The organism is Roseovarius sp. CAU 1744 (assembly GCF_039839345.1).
In the GTDB taxonomy this organism is placed as follows: Bacteria; Pseudomonadota; Alphaproteobacteria; order Rhodobacterales; family Rhodobacteraceae; genus Roseovarius.
Genome location: NZ_JBDOQV010000004.1, coordinates 189,589 through 214,159, shown reverse-complemented (window position 1 = coordinate 214,159; position 24,571 = coordinate 189,589). Strand labels below are relative to the sequence as shown.

Here is a 24,571-nt window from a genome sequence, read left to right as displayed (position 1 = left end):
CAACGGTGGCGGGGCAGATCAAATCACTCGACGAACTGGGCCTGACGGCCCAAGGTGGGCGCAAGGCTGAAATCACCGGACTTGCCGTCGACAGCCGCGAGGTGAGGGACGGATACCTGTTTGCCGCCTTGCCCGGCACGCGGGTGCATGGTGGCGAGTTCATTCAATATGCCCTGCGCATGGGCGCGGCGGCGGTGCTGACCGATACGATGGGCGCGCGCATCGCGCATGAGGAACTGGCCGAGCGGGACGTGGCGCTGATCGTCGCCGAGGATCCGCGCCAGACGCTGGCCTATGCGGCGGCGCTGTGGTCCGGCGCCCAGCCCGAGGTGATGGCCGCCGTCACCGGCACCAACGGCAAGACATCGGTGGCCAGTTTCGCGCGTCAGATATGGGTGGAGCTGGGTTTCGAGGCGATCAATCTGGGCACCACCGGGGTCGAAGGTGCCTATACCGCGCCGCTGATCCATACCACGCCCGAGCCGATCACCCTGCACCGCGTTCTGGCCGAGGCCGAGGCGGCAGGCGTCACCCATGCCGCGATGGAGGCGTCAAGCCACGGGCTGGCACAGAGGCGGCTGGACGGTGTCCGGCTGAGCGTGGCGGGTTTCACCAACTTCACCCAGGATCACCTGGATTACCACGCGGATTTCGAAGAATATTTTGCCGCCAAGGCCGGGCTCTTTGCCCGCGTCCTGCCCGAGGATGGCACCGCTGTCATCAATATCGACGACACGCGCGGCACCGATGTGCTGGCAATTGCGCGGGCGCGCGGTCAGAACATCATCACCGTCGGGCGCAGCGACGGTGCAGACCTGCACCTGCTGGGCCAGCGTTTCGAGGCGACCGGCCAGCGGCTGCGGTTCTCCTGGCTGGGCGAGGTGCATCAGCTCAAGCTTGACCTGATCGGCGGTTTCCAGGGCGAAAACCTGCTGCTGGCGGCCGGGCTTTGTATCGGGGCGGGGGCCGACCCGGACCGCGTGTTCGAAACGCTGCCGCAGATGAAAACCGTGCGCGGCCGGATGCAGCTGGCGGCGACGCGCGAAAACGGCGCGGCGGTCTTTGTCGACTATGCACACACCCCCGATGCGGTGGCCACCGCGCTCAGGGCGCTGCGCCCGCATGTGATGGGCCGGCTGATCGCCATTGTCGGCGCGGGCGGCGACCGCGACCCGGGCAAGCGCCCGCTGATGGGGCAGGCGGCGGCGGATAATGCCGATGTGGTGATCGTGACCGATGACAATCCGCGCTCCGAAGATCCGGCCAGCATCCGCGAGGCGGTCATGCAGGGCTGTCCGGAGGCCGCGAATGTGGGCGACCGGGCCGAGGCGATCCTGCGCGGTGTCGATGCGCTTGGTCCCGGTGATGCGCTGCTGATTTCCGGCAAAGGGCACGAGACCGGTCAGATCGTGGGCGACGATGTGCTGCCATTCGATGACAGCGAACAGGCCAGCGTGGCTGTGGCCGCGCTGGACGGGGGCCTCGCATGAGCCTTTGGGCGGCTGGCGATGCCGCCGCGGCCACCGGGGGGCAGGCGCAGGGCGCGTGGCAGGCCAGTGGCGTTTCCATCGACACCCGCACGATCCGGCCAGGTGATCTGTTCGTGGCGCTCAGGGATGTGCGCGATGGTCACGAGTTCGTGGCACAGGCACTGGAGAAGGGCGCGGCGGCGGCGATGGTCAGCCGCATCCCCGAGGGCGTGGCCGAGGATGCGCCGCTGCTGATCGTGGATGATGTGCTTCCGGCGCTGGAAAAACTGGGCGTGGCTGCCCGCGCCCGCACGCAGGCCCGCGTGGTGGCGGTGACCGGTTCGGTCGGCAAGACCTCGACCAAGGAAATGCTGCGCGACGTGCTGCACGGTCAGGGTAGGACCCACGTGGCCGAGGCCAGCTACAACAATCACTGGGGGGTGCCGCTGACACTGGCGCGGATGCCCGCCGACACCGAATACGCGGTGATCGAGATCGGCATGAACCATCCCGGAGAGATCGCGCCCCTGGCCCGCATGGCGCGCCCGCATGTGGCGATGATCACCACCGTTGCGGCGGCCCATCTGGAGGCGTTCGAGAATATCGAGGGGATTGCGCGGGAAAAGGCCGCGATCTTCGACGGGCTGGAACCGGGGGGCACGGCGATTGTGAATGTCGACCTGCCGACAACGCCGGTCCTGATGGACAAGGCCCGGCGCGTCGGCGCGCAGATCCTGACCTTCGGCGAGGCCAGCCAGGACTACCGGCTGGATTGTGTCACCCTCAGCGATGACCGGACCGTGGTTCAGGCGCGGATCGGGGATGAGCGCGTCATCTTCAAGATCAACAGCGCCGGGCGGCATTTCGCGATGAACGGGCTGGCCGTGCTGGCGGCGGTCGACGCGCTTGGCGCGGATGGCGGTGTGGCGGCGATGGATATCGGCAACTGGGTGCCCCCGGCCGGCCGCGGCACGCGCGAGGTGGTGATCCTTGACGCCGCCGACGAGGACCTCAGCTTTGATCTGATAGATGACGCTTTCAACGCCAATCCCACCTCGATGAAAGCCGCGCTCGAGGTGCTGGCCTCGGCGACGCCGCGCGATGGGGTGGGGCGCGTTTCACGCGGGCGCCGGGTTGCCATCCTGGGGGACATGCTGGAACTGGGGCCCGAGGAAACAGCCCTGCATACCAAGATTGCCGAACTGCCGTTTATCGCCAGCCTGCACGTGATTCATTGCGTCGGCCCCCGGATGCGTCACCTTTGGGACGCGTTGCCGCCGCCAAAGCGCGGACGGCAGGTTGACTCCGCCCGGGAATTGGCGGAACAGGCGCACCGCATCATTGATGCGGGCGACGTTGTGCTGGTCAAGGGGTCCAAGGGCAGCCGGGTCAGCCTGGTGGTGGAGGCGCTGCGCAAGGCAGGCCGGGTGATGGACGCCGAAAGAAGGGAGGCGTAATGCTCTATTGGTTGACCTTGTGGTCCGATGGCGGGGATGTCTTCAACCTCTTTCGCTATATCACGTTCCGCTCGGGCGGTGCCTTCATGACGGCGCTCGTGTTCGGTTTCCTGTTCGGCAAGCCGCTTATCAACGTGCTGCGCCGCAAGCAGGGCAAGGGCCAACCCATTCGCGACGACGGCCCCGAGGGGCATTTCGTCAAGGCCGGCACGCCGACGATGGGCGGGTTGCTGATCGTGGGCGCGCTGCTGACCTCAACGCTGTTATGGGCGCGGTTGGACAATACGTTCGTCTGGCTGGTGTTGTTCGTGACCGTGTCCTTCGGCGCGGTCGGCTACCTGGACGATCACGCGAAGGTTTCGAAACAGACCTCCTCGGGCGTGCCGGGAAAACTGCGGCTGGCCATCGGGTTCCTGATCGCGGGGTCGGCGGCCTACTGGGCCACCCTGGCGCATCCCGAGGCGCTGCAATACAAGCTGGCCTTTCCGGTGTTCAAGGACGCGCTTCTCAATCTTGGCATCTTCTTCATTCCCTTCGCGATGTTCGTGATCGTGGGCGCGGCCAATTCGGTGAACCTGACCGACGGGCTTGACGGGCTGGCGATCATGCCGGTGATGATCGCGGCGGGGGCCCTGGGCATCATTGCCTACGCCGTCGGGCGGGTCGATTTCACCGAATATCTGGACGTGCATTACGTGCCGGGCACGGGTGAAATCCTGGTCTTTGTCGCGGGTCTCTGCGGCGGGGGGCTGGGCTTTCTGTGGTATAACGCGCCGCCGGCGGCCGTGTTCATGGGCGATACCGGATCCCTGGCCCTGGGCGGCGCATTGGGGGCCATCGCCGTGGTCTCCAAGCACGAGATCGTGCTGGGCATCGTTGGCGGGCTTTTCGTGGTCGAGGCGCTGAGCGTCATCATTCAGGTGCTCTACTTCAAACGCACCGGCAAGCGCGTTTTCCTGATGGCGCCGATTCATCATCACTACGAGAAAAAAGGCTGGGCCGAGCCGCAGATCGTGATCCGGTTCTGGATCATCGCGCTGATCCTGGCGTTGATCGGCCTGGCGACGCTGAAGGTGCGCTGATGGCCGCGCCGGGCACCCGCGTGCGCGACACCGAGGCGATGATCGCCGGCATGTCGCCGGTGCTGGACCCGGTGATCTATCATTTCTGCACCTTTGCCGATGCCGCCGCGGCAGAGGCCCTTCGTGGATCGGCCATCGCCAGCTTTGCCGAGGCGGAAGGGCTGTCGCTGATCCTGCCCGAGGCGGCCGCGAAGCATCACCGCGTCGAAAGCGGCCTGCCGATGCAGCGCATCACGCTCAACGTCTATTCCGCGCTTGATGGCGTCGGGTTGACGGCCGCGGTGGCCGGGGCCTTGGCAGAGCACGGCATCGCATGCAACATGGTGGCGGCGTACCATCACGATCATGCCTTTGTGCCCGCCGCCGACGCGCCGCGCGCAATGGTGGTTTTGACGGAGCTTGCCGGGCGCTGAGAGGCGACCGCGCGGCAGCAGACAGCAGGGGATGAGGCAGTGATACCTGTCAGAGGGTTTGAAGGTAAGGTGGTGGCCGTTCTGGGGCTTGGCCGTTCGGGCCTGAGCGCGGCGCGGGCATTGCAGGCGGGCGGCGCAACCGTGCTGGCCTGGGACGACAACCCCGAAGCGCGCGAGAAGGCCGAAGCCGAAGGTTTCGACATCAGGGATCTGTCGCGCGACGGGGCCTTTGCCGAGGTCGCCAGCCTGATCGTCAGCCCCGGTATCCCGCATCTCTATCCCGCGCCCAACCGGATCGTGGCCGCCGCGATGGCGGCCGGTGTGCCGGTGGACAATGATATCGGGCTGTTTTTCCGGTCCCTGGGCAATGGCGACTGGCACCGGATGGACCAGCCGCCCAAGGTCATCGCTGTGACCGGCAGCAATGGCAAATCCACCACCTCGGCGCTGATACATCATGTGCTGAGCGAGGCCGGAAAACCCGCGCAGCTGGCGGGCAATATCGGGCGCGGCGTTTTGGATATCGACCCGCCCGGGGATGGCGGCGTGGTGGTGCTGGAACTCAGCAGCTACCAGACTGAGCTGGCCCGCGCCCTGACCCCGGACGTGGCGGTGTTCACCAATCTCAGTCCCGACCACCTGGACCGTCACGGCGGGCCGGGCGGGTATTTCGCGGCTAAGCGGCGGCTGTTCTCCGAGGGCGGGCCGGACCGCGCCGTGATCGGCGTCGACGAGGCCGAAGGGGCGTTTCTGGCCGGGCAGCTGGCAGAAGGGCCGGCGGATGACAGGGTGATCCGGGTCTCGGTCGATCGGAAACTGTCCGGGCCGGGCTGGTCGGTCTTTGCCCGCAAGGGGTTTCTCAGCGAATACCGCAAGGGCCGTCAGGCCGGGTCGATCGACCTGCGCCAGATCAAGGGATTGCCCGGCGCGCATAACCACCAGAATGCCTGCGCGGCCTATGCCGCCTGCCGCACGCTGGGCCTGTCGCCAAGGGTGATCGAGGCCGGGTTCCACAGCTTTGACGGGCTGCCGCACCGCAGCCAGATCATCGCCGAGGCCGGTGGCGTCACCTATGTCAATGACAGCAAGGCCACCAATGTGGACAGCGCGCTTCAGGCGCTGAAAGCCTTCGGGAAAATCCGCTGGATCTGCGGCGGTCTGGAAAAGGACGGCGGCCTGGCGGGGTTGAAACCGGGCCTGGAGCACGTGGTCAAGGCCTATGTGATCGGGCGCGAGGCGGCCGGTTTCGCGCTTCAACTCGACGGGGTCGAGACCGAGATCTGCACCACCATGGACCGTGCGGTGACGCGGGCCATGGAAGAGGCAAGCGAAGGCGAAACCGTGCTTCTGGCCCCGGCAGCGGCCAGTTTCGATCAGTATGACAGCTTCGAAAAGCGCGGCGAAGACTTCATCGCCCGGGTCAGGGAGCGGCTGTGATCCCGCAGCGCGCGGGATCATCCGCGGTGTCTATTTCTTGCCGGGGCTGGTGCGGTCAAGTTCCGGGGTGATCGGAATATGCTCGTTCTCGTCGCCCGGCGGCAGGCGGAACGGGCCGTTCTGCCAATCGGCGGCTTTCCAGGCTTCTTTGGCCTCTTCGATACGGTCTTTCGACGAGGAGACGAAATTCCACCAGATATGGCGGCCCTCGTTCATCGTGGCCCCGCCAAGCGCCATCAGCCGCGCGCCCTGTTCGCCCGCTTTCACGGTGATGCGGTCACCGGGACGAAAGATCATCATCCGTCCGGCCTCGAACACGTCCCCGGCCACGTCGATGGCGCCTTCGGTGACATAGACGCCGCGATCCTCGTGATCGTCGGGCAGCGGAAAGGCCGCACCGGGGGCCAGGACCACGTCCAGATAGAAGGTCTCGGACGGCATTGTTACCGGGCTTTGCTGACCGTAGGCGGTGCCCAGGATCAGCCGCGCCTGCGTGCCGTTATCCTCGATAAAGGGCAGCGCGGCTTTCTTGTGGTGCTCGAAATCCGGGGCCATGTCCTCGTGGTCCTCGGGCAGGGCGATCCAGGTCTGGATACCAAAGAGCTTGTGACGGGTGGCGCGGGTTTCGGCGCTGGTGCGTTCCGAATGGGTGACGCCACGGCCGGCGATCATCCAGTTGACCTCGCCGGGATAGATCATCTGGTGGGTGCCAAGGCTGTCGCGGTGTTCGAACTCGCCCTGATAGAGATAGGTCACCGTGCCCAGCCCGATATGCGGGTGCGGGCGCACGTCGATGCCGCCATCGGTGATGAATTCGGCCGGGCCCATCTGGTCGAAGAAGATGAACGGGCCGACCATCTGCCGCTTGGGGCTTGGCAGCGCGCGGCGCACCTCGAACCCGCCCAGATCGCGGGCGCGGGGGATGATCAGGGTTTCCAGCGCGTCGCAGCCACTGTCGGGGCATTCGGGGTTTTGGGTCGGGTTCCAGCTCATCTGTTTTTCCTTTCACGTTTGCGCAGATCGGTCTTCCGGGGTCACTCCGGGGCAAGATAATGACGGACGACGGGTCCGCCGGTGCGCATGTCCAGCGCCTTCAGCTCTTTCTGCTGGTCGATATCCGACCGGGTCACGCGGTCATGCTGTTCCAGATGTTCCGCCCAGCTTGGCAGATGGAACGATTCTGTCCAGAGCTCGGGGTCTTCGACATTCTGGTAGAGATGCCAGCGTGTCGCGCCATCGCGCAGACGCTGCTTCGAGAATGCCCGGGCGCGTTCGACGAAGGTGGCACGGTTTTCGGGCGCAATGCGGTATTCGACCGTGACCATTGCGGGCCGGTCCTGCGCCTGATCCCCGGTAAGCGCCGGTGCGATGGGCCAGGCCGAAGCGGGGCTCAGATCCAGCTTGTCAGCCTGTCCGATGGTGAATTTTCGCGTCGCCAGCAAGCCCGCGATCAACCCCGCCGCCGCCGTCAGCAGCGTTACCGGGATCGACGTGGCACTCGCCAATTGCCCCCAGAGGACCGAGCCCAGGGCCATCGATCCGAAGAAGATCATCAGAAAGACCGCAAGCCCGCGCGCCCGCACCCAATCGGGCAACGCGGTCTGGGCAGAGACGTTGAACGAGGTCAGGACGGCGATCCAGGACAGGCCGCCAAGAAACGCGGCGCACATCAGCGCCCAGGATTGCGCGGACAGTGCCAGGATGCACAGCGATGCCGCCGTTCCAACCGTGCCGATGCGCACCGTCTGGTCCGAATTGAAGCGCCCCTGCAGGCGCGGCAACAGCAAGGCCCCGGCGACCGCCCCTGCGCCGATCAGCGCCATCAGCACGCCGTAGAGCTCAGAGCCGCCGCCTTCGGCCCCGCGGGCGATCAGGGGCAGCAGCGACCAATAGGCCGAGGCAAACAGGAAAAACGCCGCGGCGCGCAGGCCGGTGGCCAGCATCGCCGGGTTGTGGCGCACATGCCTGAGGCCTGTGGCCATATCCCGGGCGATGCTGCCTTGGTGGCGGCGAGGGCCCCCCGTTGATGCCGGGCGCCAGGCCAGCAGCGCAAGGATGATGACCACATGGCTGGCCGCGTTCAGCGCGAATGGCGCGGCAAGGCCAACGCTGGCGATCAGGACACCCGCCAGTGCCGGGCCGATGGCGCGGCTGATATTGATGCCCATCGAATTCAGCGCAATCGCGGGCTTGAGCGTGTCGCGTGGCACAAGCTGAGGCACCACCGCCTGCCAGGCCGGTGCCATGAACGCGGCGCCGGTACCCAGGGCGAGGGTGAACAGGATCAAGAGCGCCGGAGTCATCTGGCCCGTCCAGACCAGTACCGCCAACAGCGACACCACTGCCGTCATGACCACGTTGATGGCGATCAGCATGCGCTTCTTGTCCAGTCGGTCGGCCAGCGCCCCGGCAAACAGCGCAAAGCAGAACACCGGCGCGGTTGTTGCGGCCTGTACCAGTGTCACCACCGCCGGCTGCGGGTTGAGCGTTGTCATCAGCCAGCCGGCCCCGACCTCGTGCATCCAGGTGCCGGTGTTCGAGATCAGCGTGGCCGTCCACAAGAGCGCGAACGCCCCGTGGGCGAAGGGTGCAAACGCGCCGCGCCCGGCGGCGGCAGGGTTACCACTGGATGACATCGGCGGTCTCCTCTCGGTGACGTTGTGCATAGGCCCGCAGAAACGGGCAGAGCGGCACGATACGCTGCCCGGCAGCACGCGCGTCGGCGATGGCCCGCACTGCCAGCGCCGCGGCCACACCCGCGCCGCGCATCGTGTCGGGAACGGCGGTGTGATCGACGATGACCAGGCTGTCCGACACTTTGGACAGCGTCAGTTCGCCTTCGCCCGCGATCCCGGCCAGGCGCGCGGCGTAGCGGCCCTTGGTGTCGGTCTCGGTTCGGGTGATTTCGATGTCGGCCATGGTTACGGCCCTTTCGGTTTTCTACGGGGTCATGCAGCGAAGCAGGAACAACCGAGCGCGCCCCAGAACGCGCCCTTGTCGCGGACCGGGATCGGGTTGGCCCAGGCGATGCCGTGATCATGCCCGTGCAGACCGCAGCCGTTCGCGCATCCCGCGTGGCAGGCGCGCATGTCGGTCTTGGCGGGCGCCAGGGCGGCCTGACGTTCACCGGGGCTGGCGAAGGTTGCGTTGACCGCCCAGTCCGGGCTGGCCGGCGGCAGGGACGTGTCCAAATCGGCAAATTCCGCATCGCCGAAGACCACTTTGCCCCCCACCACGGTCAGAACCGAGGTGATGCCGCGGATCTTGGCATCCTCGACTGTCATCAGATCCTCCGACAGCACCGCCAGGTCGGCATACATGCCCGGCGCCAGCGTGCCCTTGACCTGCTGCTCGCCCGAGAACCAGGCCGAGCCGGTGGTCCAGATTGCCAGCGCCTCTTCGCGGGTCAGCAGGTTGTCGTCGCCATAAAGCGCCAGCCCGCCAACCGTCTTGCCGGTGCTCAGCCAGTGCAGCGCGACCCACGGGTCATAGCTGGCGACGCGGGTCGCGTCGGTGCCGCCGCCCACGGGCAGGCCGGTTTTCAGCATCTCGCGTACGGGCGGCGTGGCCTCGGCGGCCTGTGCGCCGTAACGGTCGACGAAATATTCGCCCTGGAACGCCATCCGGTGCTGGGTAGCAATGCCGCCGCCAAGCGCCTTGATCCGCTCGATATTGCGGGGGCTGATGGTCTCGGCGTGATCGATGATGAACCGGGTTTTGAAGGGCGTCTTGCCGTTCACCCGCTCGAACACGGTCAGGAAGCGGTCGATCGTCTCGTCATAGGTGGCGTGAATGCGGAATGGCCATTCATTGCCGGCCAGCAACTCGACGATCTTTTCCAGTTCGTCTTCCATCACCGGGGCGGGATCGGGGCGCGGCTCCAGAAAGTTCTCGAAATCCGCCGCCGACCAGGCCAGGTTCTCACCCGCACCGTTCATGCGCAGCATGGCATCGCCGGCGCCCGGTTCGGTCATGCCGATCCAGCGCTCGTAATCGCTGAGTTCCTGTCCGGCTTTCTGGGCAAAGAGGTTGTAGGCAATGCGCAGGGTCAGCTGATCGGCATCGTGCAGTTGCTGCACCACGTCGTAATCTTCGGGATAGTTCTGACCGCCGCCACCGGCGTCAATCACCGATGTCACGCCCAGCCGGTTCAGTTCGCGCATGAAATGGCGGGTCGAGTTGATCTGGTCGTCGACCGGCAGTTTCGGCCCCTGCGCCAGCGTCGAATAGAGGATCAGCGCCGAGGGGCGCGCGATCAGCATGCCGGTGGGGTTGCCGTTCGCGTCGCGTTCGATCTCGCCGCCCGGCGGGTTGGGCGTATCCTTGTCAATGCCCAGCACCCGCAGCGCCGCGCGGTTCAGCAGCGCGCGGGCATAGAGGTGCAGGATGAAGACCGGCGTATCGGGGGCGGCCTCGTTGATCTCGTCCAGCGTGGGCATCCTGCGTTCGGCGAACTGGAATTCGGACCAGCCGCCCACGACGCGCACCCATTGCGGGGCCGGGGTGTTGGCCGCCTGCCTGCGCAGCATCGCCAGCGCGTCCGAGACCGAAGGAACGTTTTCCCAGCGCAGCTCCATGTTGTAGCTCAGACCGCCCCGGATCACATGCGTGTGGCTGTCATTCAGGCCGGGGATCACCCGGCGCTTGTTCAGGTCGAAGACCTGCGTGTCGTCATCGGCAAGCTGCATGATCTCGGCATCACTGCCGGTGGCGCTGACCACCCCGTCCGAGATGGCGATGGCGGTGGCGTCGGGTGTGGCCGGATCCAGCGTGGTGATCTGGCCGTTGCGCAGGATGAGATCGGGTGCGGTCATGGTCTGGCTCCAGGCGAGGTGCGGGCGGGTGGCCCCGAGGGCGGTAAAGGCTCCGAGGCCGGCGAGCAGGCTGCGGCGATGCGTGGTCATGGTCAGTCCTTTGGGTAAGGGACCTGCCGGGCGCTCGAGGGGGGGAGGGAGAGGCGCGCCCGGCAGGCGGCTGGTTATTCCGCGGCGATTTTCGCCGGGACGGGGGCCAGCCTTTGTCCGTTGTGAGTGGTACGGTCGGGTGCCTTGTGAACCATCGTGTAGGCGTAATCGACACCCATGCCGTAGGCGCCGGAATGTTCCTGCACCAGGGCGATGGTTGCGTCATAGGTGTCCTTGCGGGCCCAGTCGCGCTGCCATTCCAGCAACACCTGCTGCCAGGTCACCGGGATCACGCCTGCCTGAACCATCCGGTCCATCGCGTATTTATGCGCGTCCTCGCTGGTGCCGCCCGAGGCGTCGGCGACCATGTAGATCTCGTAATCGGTGTCGTTCAGGGCCGACAGCGAGAAAGTCAGGTTGCAGACTTCGGTCCAGAGGCCCGAGACGACGATCTTCTTGCGACCCTCGGCGGCGTTCTTGGCGAGCGCGTCGCGCACCTTCTGGTCGTCCCAGGAATTCATCGATGTGCGTTCCAGCAGCGGTGCGTTGGGGAAGACATCCAGCAATTCGGGGAATGTATGGCCCGAGAAACTGTCGGTTTCGACCGTGGTGATGGTGGTCGGGATGTCGAATATCCGCGCGGCCTTGGCCAGCCCGACGGTGTTGTTCTTGAGCGTTTGCCGGTCGATCGATTGCACGCCAAAGGCCATTTGCGGCTGTTGGTCGATAAAGATCAACTGGCTGTTTTGCGGGGTCAGGACGTCAAGTTTGGACATTGGTTTCTCCTTTGATCGGGGTCATCTGGATTTTGGCCTGAGTGGCGGCCGGTTGGTGAGTGGTGGCTAAGAAGCAGATCGGTTCAGGTCATGTCGGTGCGGCTCTCGCCATGACGGTCAGTCGCGGCGAAGGATTTCAGATGCAGGGCCTGCGCGACGGGGGGCGCGTGACCGCGCAGCCATTGCACCGCGGCCTCGCCCGCGAGCATTCCCAGAAGCCCAAGCAGGGCGATGATCGGCGGCGCGGGCGAGCGCACGGCGATAAGGCCGTAGATCACGCCGATGCCCAGCCCGGCGCCGAGCGAAATGAGATAGGGCTGCCAGGTCATGCTGCGGTCTCCTTTGCACTCACAGGCCGCTGACGCCCCGGCGCAAACAGGTCGGCCAGCGCGTCGATCTCCTGCCGCAGCAATTCATGCCCGCCCTCGTGGATGACGGTCGTGACCTCGGTGTTCTGGGCACCGAACCAGTCGATCAGCGCCCGGCTTTGGGGCCACGGGCAGATCGGGTCGCGGCGGCCCGCTGTGATCAGAACCTTGCGCCCGGCAAGGCCGGGGACCGGGGCCGGATACCACGGGATCAGCGGATGCAGCAGCCCGATACGGTCGAACAGGTCGGGCCGCGCCATCGCGGCGGCGGCCAGGATGTTGGCGCCGTTGGAATAGCCGAAGCCATAGACCGGCGCGCCGGGATTCCGGGCCTTGTGGGCGGCGACAAAACCGGCCATCTTCGCCACCCGCGCGGCAAGGTCGTCCATGTCATAGACCCCTTCGCCGGTGCGGCGGAAAAACCGAGCCGCCCCCATCTCGGACACATCCCCGCGGGGCGAGATCACGCCCGCCCCGGGCACGAGGTTTTGCGCCAGATCGAAGAATTGCCGCTCGTCCCCGCCGGTGCCGTGAAAGGCAAAGACCAGTGGCGCGCCCGCATCGGGCCGGGTCGCAAGGTGGATGTAGCTGTCTGTCGTCATCGCCCGTCTCCTAGGCCGCGATCGGGGGCAGGATCTGTTCGATCTGCTTGCGGTAGGGTTCGTAGCGCGTGGGCAGTTTCAGCGCTTCGCCCAGATGCGCGGTGTCTTCGTCGCGGTCGAAGCCGGGCTCGTTGGTGGCGATCTCAAACAGCACACCGCCCGGCGTGCGGAAGTAGATCGCGTAGAAGTAATCGCGGTCGATGACCGGGGTCACCTGATAACCGGTATCCAGCAGGGTCTTGCGAATCTCGGCCTGTGAAGCGCGGTCATCAACCGCAAAGGCGATGTGATGCACCGATCCGGCACCCTGCCGCGCAGCGGAGGCGCCCGGCAATTCCTCAAGGTCGATCGTGTCGGCCGCGTTGCCTCCCTCGATCCGGTAGCGGGTGATGTTGCCGTCGCGCTCGTCCTTCTGGTAGCCCATGAAGGTCAGAAGCTCGCCCGTCGCCGCGGCATCGCGCAGCCGCATCCGGGCACCGTGAAAGCCCAGAATGCCCGTCTCTGCGGCGATGCCCGCGCCGGTCCATGGCGCGCGCCCGCCGGGGTCGGCCTCGACCAGGGCAAAACTGTCACCATCGGGCCCGTCAAATTCCAGGCGGGCCTCGCCAAGAAATGCGCTTGCGGCCAGGCCGGTGACACCCTGCGCCGCCAGGCGTTCCTTCCAGAAGCCGAGCGTGCCCGGGGGAACGGCGAATTCGGTGATCCCGACCTCGCCATTGCCGCGTTTGCCGGCCGGCATCTGGCCGAAGGGGAAATAGGTCATGACCGAACCGGGCGTGCCGGTCTCGTCGCCGTAATAGAGGTGGTAGACCTCGGGCGCGTCGAAATTCACCGTTTTCTTGACCCGTCTCAGGCCAAGCGTCCCGGTAAAGAAGCTGTTATTGACATCCGCATCCGCTGCCATCGAGGTAACGTGATGCAGGCCTTTGATTACGTTAGACATTTTGGGTTCTCTTGTTGAAAGAAGTGTTGTTGCGATGAATGTATGTGAACCCTATACGATCAGGAATGATAATGTTGTTGCATATTTTATTGTTGCAAATGTAATAATCACCCTATGAAAGACCTCAAACCCATTCGCATCTTCCTCGAAGTCGCAACCCAGCAAAGCTTTGCCCAGGCGGCGCGGAACTTGCGGATGACACCGGCCTCTGTCACGCGGATCGTCGCGCGGCTGGAGGCCGATCTGGGGCAGCAGCTACTGGTGCGCACCACGCGGCAGGTCGCCCTGACCACGACCGGCGCGCTGGTCGCCGCGCGCTACCGGCCGATCGTCGAGGATTTCGACCGCGTGACCGAGGAGCTAGAGCGCGCCACCCAGCCCGAACGCGGCAGCCTGTCGGTCAGTGCGCCAATGTCTTTCGGGCTGCGCCTGATGCCGAAACTGGCCGATGCCTTCAGGCTTGCCTACCCGAATATCGAACTGCGCCTGAACCTGGCCGACCGGCTGATCGACATCGTCGAAGAGAATTTCGACCTGGCCATTCGCATCTCGGCCCCGCCGACGGATAAATCGACGATCTGGCGCAAGATCTGCAAGGTGCCGCGCTACGTCGTTGCCTCGCCGCGGCTATTCGACCGGATCGAGCGCCCCTCCAGCCCCGAGTCCATCGACCCGAAATTCTGCATGTCCTACAGCACCAGCGGGGATCCCGAGGCATGGTATTTCGAAAAGGACGCCCTGAAACGCACCGTGACGGCGGGAACCGAGATCACTTGCAACAACGGCGACGCCCTGTTGGCGCTGGCCGAGACCGGCACGGGCATGGCGCTATTGCCTGAATTCATCATCGCAGAGGGGCTGAAGGCAGGCACGGTCGAGCAGGTATTGCCGGCCTGGACGGTAACGCCCCTGTGGCTGGCCGTCTACTATCCGCCCTACGACGCCCTGCCGCCGCTGGTGGCAACCTTCACCGATTTCTTCGAGGCGTTCCTGCGCGATATCGACGGGTTTGAATTCACCGCGTCCTGAACGCTGGGTCGCGCGCTCAGGCCGCCCTGATTGCCTGTCCTGCCGCCCATCCCGAGCTCCAGGCCCATTGAAAATTGTAACCGCCCAGCCAGCCGGTGACATCAACCGCCTCGCCGATGAAATACAGGCCCGGTACCGTTTGCGACATCATGGTTCTTGACGACAATCCATCGGTGTCGATACCGCCCAGGGTGACTTCGGCGGTGCGATACCCCTCGGACCCGGCGGGTTTCAACGTCATGTTGCGCAGCGCGTCCACCAGCGCCCGCAGTTTTGCATCCGACTGATCTGCCAGATTTCCCGCGGCCCCAAGCTGCGGCGCCAGGTGGTCAACCAGCCGGGCGGGCAGGTGGCGGGCAAGCTCGGTCGTCAAATTGCGCCGCCCGCCGGTCCGGCGCTGGTCACGCAGCAGGTCAAACAGCGGAATGTCCGGTAGCAGGTCGAGCGTGATTTCCTGACCCTCGCGCCAGTAGGATGAGATTTGCAGGATCGCCGGGCCGGACAGGCCCCGATGGGTAAACAGCACCGCCTCGTCGAACCCGGTATGTGTGTTTGATACCCGCGCGGGCGCGGCCACGCCCGACAGGCCGGCAAAGGGATTGTCGGAAAAGGTCAGCGGCACCAGCGCGGGGCGGGTCAGGGTTACCGCGTGGCCGAACTTGCGCGCGATGTCATAGGCCAGCCCGGTCGCGCCCATCTTGGGAATGGATTTGCCGCCCGTGGCAATGACCAGGTTGCGCGCGGTCACGGCAACATCCTTGCCCGCGCGCTCCAGCAAGACGGTAAACCGGCTGCCATCATGCGAGACCTCTCTGACCGAGCTTTGCAGCCAAAGCTCGGCGCCGGCACGCGCCATCTCGGCCTGCAACATGGCAATGATCTGGGGTGACTTGCCGTCGCAGAACAGCTGGCCCAGGGTTTTTTCGTGCCAGGTGATGCCGTGCCGCGCGACGAGGTCGATGAAATCCCACTGGGTATAGCGGCTGAGGGCGGATTTGCAGAAATGCGGGTTGGCCGAGATGAAGTTGCCGGGCCCGGTATGCAGATTGGTAAAATTGCATCGCCCGCCGCCGGAAATCCTGATCTTCTCGCCCGGGGCCTTGGCGTGATCGACGATCAGCACGCCCGGCCCGGCCTGGGCCGCGCACATCATTCCCGCCGCTCCGGCGCCCAATATCAGCGTTTCCACCTGCATGTCTGCAGCCCTGCCCGAGAGCGGCTGCGCCGTCAAGTTTCCCGACGGGTCAATTGCCGCCTCTAACCCCTTGCATGCCTGACGGAAACCAGCATGAAAACCGTTCTGGAACACTTCCCAAAAAGACCTTGCGCTGCTATGGTGACGGCAACGACCCCGAAACGGGGCGCAAACTGAGGCTCTTAGGCGGTACTGATGACAGAGATGGTGTATGGGGCGGTCCCGGTGCGGGACGGAGAGCCCATTCTGCCGAAATGGTGGCGGACAATCGACAAGTGGTCGGTGTCCTGCGTTCTGATCCTGTTCGGCATCGGCATTCTTCTGGGGTTGGCGGCCTCGCCGCCGCTGGCGGAAAAGAACGGTTTCCAGCCTTTCCACTACGTACAGCGCCAGGCGTTTTTCGGGTGCCTCGCGCTGATGACGATGATGCTGACGTCGATGATGAGCCCGCAGCTGGTGCGTCGCCTGGCGGTGGTTGGTTTCATTGCGGCGTTCATCTCTTTGCTTCTCCTGCCATTTTTCGGGACGGATTTCGGCAAGGGGGCGGTGCGGTGGTATTCGCTGGGCTTTGCCAGCCTTCAGCCGTCCGAGTTTCTCAAGCCCGGCTTCGTGGTGGTCGCGGCCTGGATGATGGCGGCCAGCCAAGAGATCAACGGCCCGCCGGGAATGCGGATGTCATTCCTGCTGGCAATCGTCATCGTCGCGCTGTTGGCGCTGCAGCCGGATTTCGGGCAGGCCTGCCTGGTGCTGTTCGGCTGGGGGGTGATGTATTTCGTGGCCGGCGCGCCGATCCTGTTGTTGATGGTCATGGCCGGGCTGGTGGTGCTGGCGGGCAGCTTTGCCTATTCCAATTCGGAGCATTTCGCCCGCCGCATCGATGGCTTCCTCAGCGCCGATGTCGATCCCAATACGCAGCTGGGTTTTGCCACCAATGCCATCCGCGAAGGCGGATTTTTCGGCGTTGGCGTGGGGGAGGGCGAGGTGAAATGGTCATTGCCCGATGCCCATACTGATTTCATCATCGCGGTCGCCGCCGAGGAATACGGGTTGGTCCTGGTGCTGTGCATCATCGCGCTTTACGCGGTGATCGTCCTGCGGTCGCTGACCCGGCTGATGCGCGAGCGTGATCCGTTCATTCGCCTGGCGGGCACCGGGCTGATCGCCATCATCGGCGTGCAGGCGATGATCAACATGGGCGTGGCGGTCCGGTTGCTGCCCGCCAAGGGGATGACGCTGCCCTTTGTCAGCTATGGCGGCTCGTCGCTGATCGCGACGGGGATCGCGGTGGGGATGCTCTTTGCCTTCACCCGGACCCGGCCACAGGGGGCGATTGGCGACATCCTCAGGGGGCGGGTCGGATGAGCGGCGCCGCGCCGCTGCTGGTGATTGCAGCCGGCGGCACTGGTGGCCACATGTTCCCGGCGCAGGCGCTGGCCGAGGTGATGCTGCGTCGTGGCTGGCGGGTGAAGCTTTCGACCGATGCGCGCGGTGCCCGCTATACCGGCGGCTTTCCCCATACGGTCGAGGTCGAGCAGATCGCCAGCGCCACCTTCGCGCGGGGCGGCATCCTGTCGAAACTGGCGGCGCCGTTCCTGATCTGCGGCGGCATCCTGCGCGCCACGGTCCAGATGATGTCTCAGCGCCCGGCGGCGGTGGTGGGTTTCGGCGGCTACCCGACAATTCCGGCCCTGGCCGCGGCCCGCATCCTGCGCCGCCCGTGCATGATCCATGAACAAAACGGCGTGCTGGGTAAGGTGAACACGTTTTTCAGCAGCCGGGTGGACCGTGTCGCCTGTGGCACCTGGCCGACGCAACTGCCCGATGGTGTCGAGGGGTTTCATGTGGGCAACCCGGTCCGCGCTTCGGTGCTGGAGCGCGCAAATTCCCCCTATATCAGCCCCGGCGACTATCCGATGTCGATCCTCGTGATCGGCGGCAGCCAGGGCGCGCGCATTCTGTCGGATGTGGTTCCGCCTGCGATCGCCGAACTGCCGATGGATGTTCTGCGCAACATCCGGGTCAGCCATCAGGCGCGGGACGAGGATGAATTGCGCGTGGCGCAGTTCTACGCCGATCACGATATCGACGCCGATGTGCAGCCGTTCTTCCGCGACATATCCCGCCGGATGAGCGAGGCGCAGCTGGTCATCAGCCGCTCGGGCGCATCATCGGTGGCCGATATCAGCGTCATCGGCCGGCCGTCTATTCTGATCCCGTTCGCGGCCGCCACGGGCGATCATCAGACCGCCAATGCGCGTGGGCTGGTCGATGCCGGGGCGGCGATTCTGATCCCTGAAAAAAGGCTGCAGGTCGACGCGCTGTCAAAACAGATTTCCAACGTCATCGAACATCCCGACGGGGCCTCGCGGATGGCGCGGGCGGCATTTTCCTGTGCGATGACGGAGGCACCGGATAGATTGGCGGATATGGTAGAGGAACTGGCAGGCATGAGGGCTGAGACATGAGCGCGGCAACCAAACTTCCCGGCGATGTGGGGCCGATCCATTTCGTGGGTATCGGCGGTATCGGCATGTCGGGCATCGCCGAGGTGCTGCTGAATCACGGCTACACGGTGCAGGGCTCGGACCTGAAGCGCTCGAAACTGACCGACCGGCTGGCCGAGGCCGGGGCCACGATCTTTGAGGGGCAGCGCGCCGAGAACCTTGAAGATGCCGAGGTGGTGGTGATCTCCTCCGCGATCAAACCGGGCAATCCAGAACTGGACGGCGCGCGGGCGCGCGGCCTGCCGGTGGTGCGCCGGGCCGAAATGCTGGCGGAACTGATGCGGCTGAAATCTAATGTCGCGGTGGCCGGTACCCATGGCAAGACCACGACCACCACGATGGTGGCGGCGCTGCTGGATCACGGTAGGTTCGACCCGACGGTGATTAACGGCGGCATCATCCACGCCTATGGCTCGAACGCGCGGGTGGGGGATGGCGAATGGATGGTGGTCGAAGCGGACGAAAGCGACGGCACATTCAACCGGCTGCCTGCCACCATCGCCATCGTCACCAATATCGACCCCGAGCATATGGAGCATTGGGGCACCGAAGAGGCGCTGCACAAGGGTTTCTTCGATTTCGTCTCGAACATCCCGTTCTACGGCCTTGCCGTCTGCTGCACCGATGACCCGGATGTGCAGACGCTGGTGGGCAAGATCAGCGACCGCCGTGTCATGACCTACGGGTTCAACGCCCAGGCCGACGTGCGGGCGGTCAACCTGAAATACGAAAAGGGCATCGCGCATTTCGATGTCGTCTTGCAGGCCGAGGGGATGCTGATCGAAGGCTGCAGCCTGCCGATGCCGGGCGATCACAACGTCTCGAACGCGCTGAGCGCGGTGGCCGTGGCCCGTCATCTGGGCATGAAACGCGATGAGATCCGCGAGGCGCTGGCCGGCTTTGGCGGCGTTAACCGCCGCTTTACCCGCGTGGGTGAGGTTGGTGGCGTGACCATCATCGACGATTACGGCCATCATCCGGTGGAAATCGCCGCCGTGCTCAAGGCCGCCCGGCAGGCGACCGAGGGGCGGGTGATCGCCGTGCATCAGCCGCATCGCTACACCCGCCTGAGCCACCATTTCGAGGATTTCTGCGCCTGTTTCAACGAGGCCGATGTGGTGGCTATCGCAGAGGTGTTTGCCGCCGGCGAAGACCCGATCGAAGGCGCCAGCCGCGATGACCTGGTCGCTGGCCTGATCCGCCATGGCCACCGCCATGCCCGCGGCATCGATAGCGAGGATGACCTGGAGCGGCTGGTGCGCGAGCAGGCCAAGCCGGGCGACCTGGTGGTCTGCCTGGGCGCCGGGACGATCAGCGCCTGGGCCAACGCGCTGCCGGCGCGGCTGATGAAGGGGGCGGCATGACGCTTCTGATTGCCTCCTGCCTCTGGGTTCTGGCGGCCACGGCAGTGGCGTTCCTGCCGATGCGTTATCAATACGCCCCAGGCATCGTGCTGCTGATGGCGGCGCCGGTGCTGATCTACCTGATCGGCCGTGACCTGTCGCCGTGGGCTGCCATCGCCGCAGGGTTAGCTTTCATTTCCATGCTCCGGAAACCATTGCGCTATTTCGCACGCCGGGCTATGGGCCGGCCGGTGGAGGTGCCGAAATGAGCGTGTCGCTGATTCTTGCCTGTATCTGGGCGCTGCTTGCCAATGTGCTGGCCATGATTCCGTCAGGGGACAATCATTGGCGCCGGGCGTATTTCCTGATCGCCGTGGGCGTGCCGATCCTGGGTTATGTCACCTATGAGAACGGCCCGGTCATAGGGGTGGTTGTGCTTGTGGCAGGTATCAGCGTTCTGCGCTGGCCGGTGGTCTATCTGGGCCGGTGGATCAAGGGCCTCCTGACCCGCAGTGGCGCGGGCGCCTGAAGACGTGACGGGCGGTTGATGGTATATATCCTGCCGCTCATCTGTTTCATCCTGTCCCTCATCGCAGCCCGGTTTGCCATAAAGTACTACAAGGACAGTGCTGTCTGGATCGCCGTGCTCTGCTTGTTTGGACTGGCCATCTGGGCGATATTCCAGGGACGGCAAGCGCATGGATGGGACGGCTTGGGATATATGATCTTGTCCGTTCTCATCGCCATGCCTGCGCAACTTGGTTTGATTGCCGGTGCTATCTGGGGTCAGACCCGCGAGCGCGGCTAAGGCGGTGCCGGGTGAGCGACGGGGCTTTACCTCTGCAACGTCTGCGGGCAAAAGTCCGGTCATGACCCACGATATGCCTGAGACACGCGGCAAGCTTACCGAAAACCGCCCCCTGAATGATCTGACCTGGCTGCGCGTGGGCGGGCCAGCCGACTGGTTGTTTCAGCCTGCGGACGAGGGCGATCTGGCCGAATTCCTAGCCAATCTCGATCCGACCATTCCGGTCTTTCCGATGGGCGTCGGTTCGAACCTCATTGTGCGTGATGGCGGGTTGCGGGCGGTGGTGATCCGGCTGGGGCGCGGATTCAACAGCATTGAGGCCGATGGCAACCGCGTGACCGCGGGTGCGGCGGCGCTGGATGCACATGTGGCGAGGAAGGCCGCAGATGTGGGCATCGACCTGACATTCCTGCGCACCATTCCCGGCGCCATCGGCGGGGCAGTGCGGATGAATGCGGGCTGTTATGGCAGCTACACTGCCGATCATTTCGTCAGCGCCACGGCGATCACCCGCGACGGCAAACCCGTGACCCTGACCCCTGACGATCTGAGGTTTCAATACCGCCAGACCGACCTGCCCGAGGGATGGGTCATCACCAGCGCCACGTTCGAAGGCGAATCCGCCGATCCCGAGGCGCTTCATGCGCGCATGGATGCACAGCTGAAAAAACGCGACGAAACCCAGCCCACCAAGGACCGTACCGCGGGCAGCACGTTCCGCAACCCGGCGGGGTTCAGCTCGACCGGGCGGGCGGATGATGTGCATGATCTCAAGGCGTGGAAGGTGATCGACGATGCCGGGATGCGCGGGGCAAGGCGGGGCGGCGCACAGATGAGCCCGAAACATTCCAACTTCCTCGTCAATACCGGCGATGCGACGGCGGCGGACCTGGAAGGACTGGGCGAGGAAGTGCGAAAAAAGGTTTTCAAAACCAGTGGAATAGAGTTACATTGGGAAATCATGAGGGTCGGCGAAACGGCCCCGGAATAAGTCAGTAGGCAGTTAACAAAGACAAGGGCCGAAAACAGGCCCGGAAATCTGAGGCGCAAGGTGGTTCGTTCGAGCAGGACAACCCCGAATGTGGCGGTGATCATGGGTGGCCCCTCGGCTGAGCGCGAGGTGTCGCTGTCGTCAGGGCGCGAATGCGTCGCCGCATTGCGGGAAGCAGGGTACGAGGTGGTCGAGGTCGATGCGGGCCGCGACCTGGCCATACAGCTTTCCGAAATCTCTCCGGATGTGGTCTTCAACGCGCTTCACGGCCGCTGGGGCGAAGATGGTTGCGTGCAGGGCATCCTGGAATGGATGCGCATTCCCTATACGCATTCGGGTGTTTTGGCCTCGGCTCTGGCGATGGACAAGGAAAAGACCAAGGCGGCCTACCGCGCGGCGGGCCTGCCGGTGGCGGACAGTGTGCTGGCCGACAAGGTCGAGGTCGCCACGCGCCACGTCATGGCGCCGCCCTACGTCGTCAAACCCCATAACGAGGGGTCGTCCGTGGGTGTCTATATCGTCAACGAGGCGGCGAATTCTCCGCCGCAGCTGTCCGATGACATGCCGCAGACCGTCATGGTCGAGACCTTTGTCCCGGGCCGCGAGTTGACGACCACGGTGATGGGGGACCGCGCCCTGACCGTGACAGACATTCTGACCGATGGCTGGTATGACTATCACGCCAAGTACGCCGCGGGCGGATCGCGCCATGTGGTGCCCGCCGACATCCCGCAAGAGATTTTCGATGCCTGCATGAAATATGCCCTGCGCGCCCATCAGGTGCTGGGCTGCCGCGGTGTCAGCCGCACCGATTTCCGCTGGGACGAGGCGCGGGGGCTGGATGGGCTGATCCTGCTGGAAACCAACACCCAGCCCGGGCTGACGCCCACGTCGCTCAGCCCCGAACAGGCGCAGGCGGTGGGCATGTCCTTTCCCGAGCTGTGCCGCTGGATGGTCGAGGATGCCTCATGCGACAGGTAAGCCCACGCCACGATCCCGCGCCCTCGCGCTGGTCCTACCGTTACCAGCGGCTGATGCTGACGCCGCTGTTTCGCCGGGTGCTGCGGGTTGGCATCCCGTTCTGCCTGACCTTCGGGCTGGCCACGGTCTACCTGTCGGACGAGGCCCGGCGCGAACAGCTGGTGCTGGCCTATGCCGAGCTGCGCCACCAGATCGAAACACGGCCTGAATTCATGGTCAACCTGCTGGCGGTCGAAGGCGCCAGCGAGGCGGTCTCGGGCGAAATCCGCGAGATCTTTCCAATCGAGTTTCCGGTCAGTTCCTTTGATCTGGAACTGGATGAGATCCGCCAGACGATCAAGGCGCTGCCCGCCATTGCCGATGTCAGCGTGCGCATCCGCAACGGCGGGGTGCTGGTGGCCGAGGTGACCGAACGGCAGCCCGTGGCGCTCTGGCGCAGCCGCAAGGGGCTGGCGGTGGTCGATGTCGAAGGTGTTCGCATTGCCGAACTGGACAGCCGCATTGCCCGCCCCGATCTGCCGGTCGTCGCCGGTAGGGGGGCCGAAAGGGCGATCCCCGAGGCGTTGAACGTTCTGGCTGCCGCGGCGCCGTTGCAGGGGCGCATTCGCGGCATCGTGCGCGTGGGTGAGCGCCGCTGGGATCTGGTGCTGGATCGCGGGCAGCGCATCCTGCTGCCCGAACGCAACCCGGTGCGCGCGATCGAACGGGTGATCGTACTGGGCGAGGCACAGGAGATGCTGGAACGGGATCTGGTGGCCGTCGATATGCGGCTTGCCGCGCGGCCCACCATCAGGATGAACGCGCGCGCCGTCGAAGAATGGTGGCGTGTCACGAATTATTCGGCAGGGGAAGATTAAGGGATGATCGAGCTATACGAGACCCAGCGGGCGATGCGCAACATGCGCAAGGCGGCGATGCAGCGGGGCGTGGTGGCGGTGCTGGATGTGGGCACCTCCAAGATCGCCTGCCTGGTGCTGCGTTTCGACGGCACCGACCGCCTGGCCGAGGCCGAGGGGATCGGCGCGATGGCGGGGCAGGCGGGGTTCCGGGTGATCGGGGCGGCCACGACGCGATCGCGCGGGGTGCGCTTTGGCGAGATCGAAGTGATGCAGGAAACCGAACGCGCCATTCGCACGGCGCTGCAGGCGGCACAGAAGATGGCAAACATCCGCGTCGATCACGTGATTGCCTGCTTCTCCGGTGCGCAGCCGCGATCCTATGGCCTGGCCGGGGCGATCGATCTGGATGGGGAAACCGTTGACGAGCAGGATGTCAGCCGCGTGCTCAGCGCCTGCGATGTGCCGGATTACGGCGAGGGGCGCGAGGTCCTGCATGCCCAGCCGGTGAATTTCGCGCTGGATCACCGATCCGGGCTGATTGATCCGCGCGGCCAATTGGGGCAGCGGCTGTCGACCGACATGCACATGCTGACGGTGGATGAAATCGCCGTTCAGAACCTGGCCCATTGCGTCAAGCGCTGCGATCTGGAACTGGCCGGTCTGGCCAGTTCGGCCTACGTGGCGGGGATCGCCTCGCTGGTCGAGGACGAGCAGGAGCTGGGCGCGGCCTGCGTCGACCTGGGTGGGGGATCGGCCGGTGTGTCGATCTTCATGAAGAAGCACATGATTTATGCCGACAGCGTGCGTATCGGCGGGGATCACGTCACCGGTGACATCTCGATGGGGCTGCAGGTGCCGACCGCCACGGCGGAGCGGATCAAGACATTCTACGGCGGGGTCGTCGCCACCGGCATGGATGACCGCGAGATGATCGAGATCGGCGGCGATACCGGCGATTACGAGCATGACCGGCGCACCGCAAGCCGGGCCGAGCTGATCGGGATCATGCGCCCGCGCGTCGAGGAAATACTGGAAGAGGTGCGCGCACGGCTGGACGCGGCGGGGTTCGAGCATCTGCCGAGCCAGCAGATCGTCCTGACCGGCGGCGGCAGCCAGATCCCCGGCCTGGACGGGCTGGCCAGCCGGATCCTGGGCCAGCAGGTGCGCCTGGGCCGGCCGCTACGGGTCCACGGCCTGCCGCAGGCCGCGACCGGGCCCGGCTTTGCCAGTGCCGTCGGCATGTGCCTTTTCGCCGCCAATCCGCAGGACGAATGGTGGGATTTCGAAATACCCGTGGACCGCTACCCTGCGCGCTCGTTGCGGCGTGCGGTCAAGTGGTTCAAGGACAACTGGTAACGGTGGGCACACGCCCAGATTGCGTCGTGCGCCCGGCCTTTGGGCAGCGCGGTGTGCTGTTGCGCGGCCCAAAA

25 protein-coding genes are annotated in these 24,571 nt (G+C 65.2%); 16 read left to right on the top strand and 9 right to left on the bottom strand.

Annotation, left to right across the window (positions count from 1 at the left end):
- Positions 1-5 precede the first annotated feature (5 nt).
- The 5 genes from AAFO92_RS09735 to murD are packed head-to-tail and all read left to right on the top strand — an operon-like array spanning position 6 to position 5,858.
- Positions 6-1,490, top strand: coding sequence for a UDP-N-acetylmuramoyl-L-alanyl-D-glutamate--2,6-diaminopimelate ligase (locus AAFO92_RS09735; RefSeq protein WP_347534541.1), 1,485 nt, complete (start codon positions 6-8; stop codon positions 1,488-1,490).
- The gene (gene murF, locus AAFO92_RS09730) at positions 1,487-2,926 is read left to right on the top strand and encodes a UDP-N-acetylmuramoyl-tripeptide--D-alanyl-D-alanine ligase (RefSeq protein ID WP_347534540.1); all 1,440 of its coding nucleotides are present in this window, start codon (positions 1,487-1,489) and stop codon (positions 2,924-2,926) included. The genes AAFO92_RS09735 and murF overlap by 4 nt, the downstream gene beginning before the upstream one ends.
- Positions 2,926-4,008, top strand: coding sequence for a phospho-N-acetylmuramoyl-pentapeptide-transferase (gene mraY / locus AAFO92_RS09725; protein ID WP_347534539.1), 1,083 nt, complete (start codon positions 2,926-2,928; stop codon positions 4,006-4,008). Before murF ends, mraY begins: the two co-directional genes overlap by 1 nt.
- Positions 4,008-4,421 carry an ACT domain-containing protein gene (locus tag AAFO92_RS09720; RefSeq protein ID WP_347534538.1) on the top strand — a complete coding sequence of 138 codons (414 nt, stop codon included), beginning with the start codon at positions 4,008-4,010 and terminating at the stop codon, positions 4,419-4,421. Before mraY ends, AAFO92_RS09720 begins: the two co-directional genes overlap by 1 nt.
- Positions 4,422-4,460: 39 nt before the next feature.
- Positions 4,461-5,858 carry a UDP-N-acetylmuramoyl-L-alanine--D-glutamate ligase gene (gene murD / locus AAFO92_RS09715; protein ID WP_347534537.1) on the top strand — a complete coding sequence of 466 codons (1,398 nt, stop codon included), beginning with the start codon at positions 4,461-4,463 and terminating at the stop codon, positions 5,856-5,858.
- 30 nt (positions 5,859-5,888) lie between these two features.
- Here murD and AAFO92_RS09710 read toward each other — a convergent pair whose 3' ends face one another.
- The 8 genes from AAFO92_RS09710 to AAFO92_RS09675 form a co-directional block, all read right to left on the bottom strand.
- Entirely contained in the window at positions 5,889-6,851 is a 963-nt protein-coding gene (locus AAFO92_RS09710) for a pirin family protein (RefSeq protein ID WP_347534536.1), read from the bottom strand.
- Between the two features lie 41 nt (positions 6,852-6,892).
- Positions 6,893-8,494 (bottom strand): MFS transporter, encoded by a 1,602-nt coding sequence (locus AAFO92_RS09705; protein WP_347534535.1) that lies wholly within the window; start codon positions 8,492-8,494, stop codon positions 6,893-6,895.
- Entirely contained in the window at positions 8,478-8,777 is a 300-nt protein-coding gene (locus AAFO92_RS09700; RefSeq protein WP_347534534.1) for an N-acetyltransferase, read from the bottom strand. The genes AAFO92_RS09705 and AAFO92_RS09700 overlap by 17 nt, the downstream gene beginning before the upstream one ends.
- A 29-nt stretch (positions 8,778-8,806) precedes the next feature.
- Positions 8,807-10,762: an amidohydrolase gene (locus AAFO92_RS09695; protein ID WP_347534533.1), complete on the bottom strand. Its 1,956-nt coding sequence runs from the start codon at positions 10,760-10,762 to the stop codon at positions 8,807-8,809.
- A gap of 74 nt (positions 10,763-10,836) precedes the next feature.
- Positions 10,837-11,538 carry a hydrolase gene (locus tag AAFO92_RS09690; protein ID WP_347534532.1) on the bottom strand — a complete coding sequence of 234 codons (702 nt, stop codon included), beginning with the start codon at positions 11,536-11,538 and terminating at the stop codon, positions 10,837-10,839.
- A gap of 83 nt (positions 11,539-11,621) precedes the next feature.
- On the bottom strand, positions 11,622-11,867 hold the full coding sequence (locus AAFO92_RS09685) for a DUF1427 family protein (protein WP_347534531.1): 246 nt from the start codon (positions 11,865-11,867) through the stop codon (positions 11,622-11,624).
- Positions 11,864-12,508 (bottom strand): alpha/beta hydrolase, encoded by a 645-nt coding sequence (locus AAFO92_RS09680; RefSeq protein WP_347534530.1) that lies wholly within the window; start codon positions 12,506-12,508, stop codon positions 11,864-11,866. The genes AAFO92_RS09685 and AAFO92_RS09680 overlap by 4 nt, the downstream gene beginning before the upstream one ends.
- A 10-nt stretch (positions 12,509-12,518) precedes the next feature.
- Complete coding sequence (locus AAFO92_RS09675; protein ID WP_347534529.1) at positions 12,519-13,451, bottom strand: ring-cleaving dioxygenase; 933 nt, start codon at positions 13,449-13,451, stop codon at positions 12,519-12,521.
- 114 nt (positions 13,452-13,565) lie between these two features.
- Between AAFO92_RS09675 and AAFO92_RS09670 the strand changes: the two genes are divergently transcribed.
- A complete protein-coding gene (locus AAFO92_RS09670) occupies positions 13,566-14,480 on the top strand; it encodes a LysR substrate-binding domain-containing protein (protein ID WP_347534528.1) in 915 nt (304 codons plus the stop codon).
- A gap of 16 nt (positions 14,481-14,496) precedes the next feature.
- Here the strand turns inward: AAFO92_RS09670 and AAFO92_RS09665 are convergent, their stop codons facing one another.
- Positions 14,497-15,675, bottom strand: coding sequence for an NAD(P)/FAD-dependent oxidoreductase (locus tag AAFO92_RS09665; RefSeq protein WP_347534527.1), 1,179 nt, complete (start codon positions 15,673-15,675; stop codon positions 14,497-14,499).
- A 195-nt stretch (positions 15,676-15,870) separates the two neighbouring features.
- Between AAFO92_RS09665 and ftsW the strand changes: the two genes are divergently transcribed.
- The 10 genes from ftsW to ftsA all read left to right on the top strand — a co-directional run bounded on the left by ftsW (position 15,871) and on the right by ftsA (position 24,497).
- Positions 15,871-17,037 (top strand): putative lipid II flippase FtsW, encoded by a 1,167-nt coding sequence (gene ftsW / locus AAFO92_RS09660; RefSeq protein WP_347534526.1) that lies wholly within the window; start codon positions 15,871-15,873, stop codon positions 17,035-17,037.
- Positions 17,034-18,140: a UDP-N-acetylglucosamine--N-acetylmuramyl-(pentapeptide) pyrophosphoryl-undecaprenol N-acetylglucosamine transferase gene (locus tag AAFO92_RS09655; RefSeq protein WP_347534525.1), complete on the top strand. Its 1,107-nt coding sequence runs from the start codon at positions 17,034-17,036 to the stop codon at positions 18,138-18,140. Before ftsW ends, AAFO92_RS09655 begins: the two co-directional genes overlap by 4 nt.
- On the top strand, positions 18,137-19,543 hold the full coding sequence (gene murC / locus AAFO92_RS09650) for a UDP-N-acetylmuramate--L-alanine ligase (RefSeq protein ID WP_347534524.1): 1,407 nt from the start codon (positions 18,137-18,139) through the stop codon (positions 19,541-19,543). Before AAFO92_RS09655 ends, murC begins: the two co-directional genes overlap by 4 nt.
- Complete coding sequence (locus AAFO92_RS09645) at positions 19,540-19,791, top strand: DUF2484 family protein (protein WP_347534523.1); 252 nt, start codon at positions 19,540-19,542, stop codon at positions 19,789-19,791. Before murC ends, AAFO92_RS09645 begins: the two co-directional genes overlap by 4 nt.
- The gene (locus AAFO92_RS09640; protein ID WP_347534522.1) at positions 19,788-20,051 is read left to right on the top strand and encodes a DUF2484 family protein; all 264 of its coding nucleotides are present in this window, start codon (positions 19,788-19,790) and stop codon (positions 20,049-20,051) included. The genes AAFO92_RS09645 and AAFO92_RS09640 overlap by 4 nt, the downstream gene beginning before the upstream one ends.
- Before the next feature lie 18 nt (positions 20,052-20,069).
- A complete protein-coding gene (locus tag AAFO92_RS09635; RefSeq protein ID WP_347534521.1) occupies positions 20,070-20,330 on the top strand; it encodes a hypothetical protein in 261 nt (86 codons plus the stop codon).
- 61 nt (positions 20,331-20,391) lie between these two features.
- Complete coding sequence (gene murB, locus AAFO92_RS09630; RefSeq protein ID WP_347534520.1) at positions 20,392-21,321, top strand: UDP-N-acetylmuramate dehydrogenase; 930 nt, start codon at positions 20,392-20,394, stop codon at positions 21,319-21,321.
- Between the two features lie 102 nt (positions 21,322-21,423).
- On the top strand, positions 21,424-22,302 hold the full coding sequence (locus AAFO92_RS09625) for a D-alanine--D-alanine ligase (RefSeq protein ID WP_347534940.1): 879 nt from the start codon (positions 21,424-21,426) through the stop codon (positions 22,300-22,302).
- Positions 22,290-23,159 (top strand): cell division protein FtsQ/DivIB, encoded by an 870-nt coding sequence (locus tag AAFO92_RS09620; RefSeq protein ID WP_347534519.1) that lies wholly within the window; start codon positions 22,290-22,292, stop codon positions 23,157-23,159. The genes AAFO92_RS09625 and AAFO92_RS09620 overlap by 13 nt, the downstream gene beginning before the upstream one ends.
- A 3-nt stretch (positions 23,160-23,162) precedes the next feature.
- Positions 23,163-24,497: a cell division protein FtsA gene (ftsA, locus tag AAFO92_RS09615; protein WP_347534518.1), complete on the top strand. Its 1,335-nt coding sequence runs from the start codon at positions 23,163-23,165 to the stop codon at positions 24,495-24,497.
- Positions 24,498-24,571 lie beyond the last annotated feature (74 nt).

Bases quoted from the DNA above. Each gene is read 5' to 3' on its own strand.
- AAFO92_RS09685 (WP_347534531.1), bottom strand. From the start codon at position 11,867: ATGACCTGGCAGCCCTATCTCATTTCGCTCGGCGCCGGGCTGGGCATC.
- AAFO92_RS09695 (WP_347534533.1), bottom strand. From the start codon at position 10,762: ATGACCACGCATCGCCGCAGCCTGCTCGCCGGCCTCGGAGCCTTTACC.
- AAFO92_RS09655 (WP_347534525.1), top strand. From the start codon at position 17,034: ATGAGCGGCGCCGCGCCGCTGCTGGTGATTGCAGCCGGCGGCACTGGT.
- AAFO92_RS09700 (WP_347534534.1), bottom strand. From the start codon at position 8,777: ATGGCCGACATCGAAATCACCCGAACCGAGACCGACACCAAGGGCCGC.
- AAFO92_RS09645 (WP_347534523.1), top strand. From the start codon at position 19,540: ATGACGCTTCTGATTGCCTCCTGCCTCTGGGTTCTGGCGGCCACGGCA.
- murC (WP_347534524.1), top strand. From the start codon at position 18,137: ATGAGCGCGGCAACCAAACTTCCCGGCGATGTGGGGCCGATCCATTTC.
- ftsA (WP_347534518.1), top strand. From the start codon at position 23,163: ATGATCGAGCTATACGAGACCCAGCGGGCGATGCGCAACATGCGCAAG.
- AAFO92_RS09710 (WP_347534536.1), bottom strand. From the start codon at position 6,851: ATGAGCTGGAACCCGACCCAAAACCCCGAATGCCCCGACAGTGGCTGC.
- AAFO92_RS09620 (WP_347534519.1), top strand. From the start codon at position 22,290: ATGCGACAGGTAAGCCCACGCCACGATCCCGCGCCCTCGCGCTGGTCC.
- AAFO92_RS09670 (WP_347534528.1), top strand. From the start codon at position 13,566: ATGAAAGACCTCAAACCCATTCGCATCTTCCTCGAAGTCGCAACCCAG.
- AAFO92_RS09720 (WP_347534538.1), top strand. From the start codon at position 4,008: ATGGCCGCGCCGGGCACCCGCGTGCGCGACACCGAGGCGATGATCGCC.
- AAFO92_RS09665 (WP_347534527.1), bottom strand. From the start codon at position 15,675: ATGCAGGTGGAAACGCTGATATTGGGCGCCGGAGCGGCGGGAATGATG.
- AAFO92_RS09640 (WP_347534522.1), top strand. From the start codon at position 19,788: ATGAGCGTGTCGCTGATTCTTGCCTGTATCTGGGCGCTGCTTGCCAAT.
- AAFO92_RS09705 (WP_347534535.1), bottom strand. From the start codon at position 8,494: ATGTCATCCAGTGGTAACCCTGCCGCCGCCGGGCGCGGCGCGTTTGCA.
- mraY (WP_347534539.1), top strand. From the start codon at position 2,926: ATGCTCTATTGGTTGACCTTGTGGTCCGATGGCGGGGATGTCTTCAAC.
- ftsW (WP_347534526.1), top strand. From the start codon at position 15,871: ATGACAGAGATGGTGTATGGGGCGGTCCCGGTGCGGGACGGAGAGCCC.
- murB (WP_347534520.1), top strand. From the start codon at position 20,392: ATGACCCACGATATGCCTGAGACACGCGGCAAGCTTACCGAAAACCGC.
- AAFO92_RS09635 (WP_347534521.1), top strand. From the start codon at position 20,070: ATGGTATATATCCTGCCGCTCATCTGTTTCATCCTGTCCCTCATCGCA.
- AAFO92_RS09625 (WP_347534940.1), top strand. From the start codon at position 21,424: ATGGGTGGCCCCTCGGCTGAGCGCGAGGTGTCGCTGTCGTCAGGGCGC.
- murF (WP_347534540.1), top strand. From the start codon at position 1,487: ATGAGCCTTTGGGCGGCTGGCGATGCCGCCGCGGCCACCGGGGGGCAG.
- AAFO92_RS09680 (WP_347534530.1), bottom strand. From the start codon at position 12,508: ATGACGACAGACAGCTACATCCACCTTGCGACCCGGCCCGATGCGGGC.
- AAFO92_RS09690 (WP_347534532.1), bottom strand. From the start codon at position 11,538: ATGTCCAAACTTGACGTCCTGACCCCGCAAAACAGCCAGTTGATCTTT.
- AAFO92_RS09675 (WP_347534529.1), bottom strand. From the start codon at position 13,451: ATGTCTAACGTAATCAAAGGCCTGCATCACGTTACCTCGATGGCAGCG.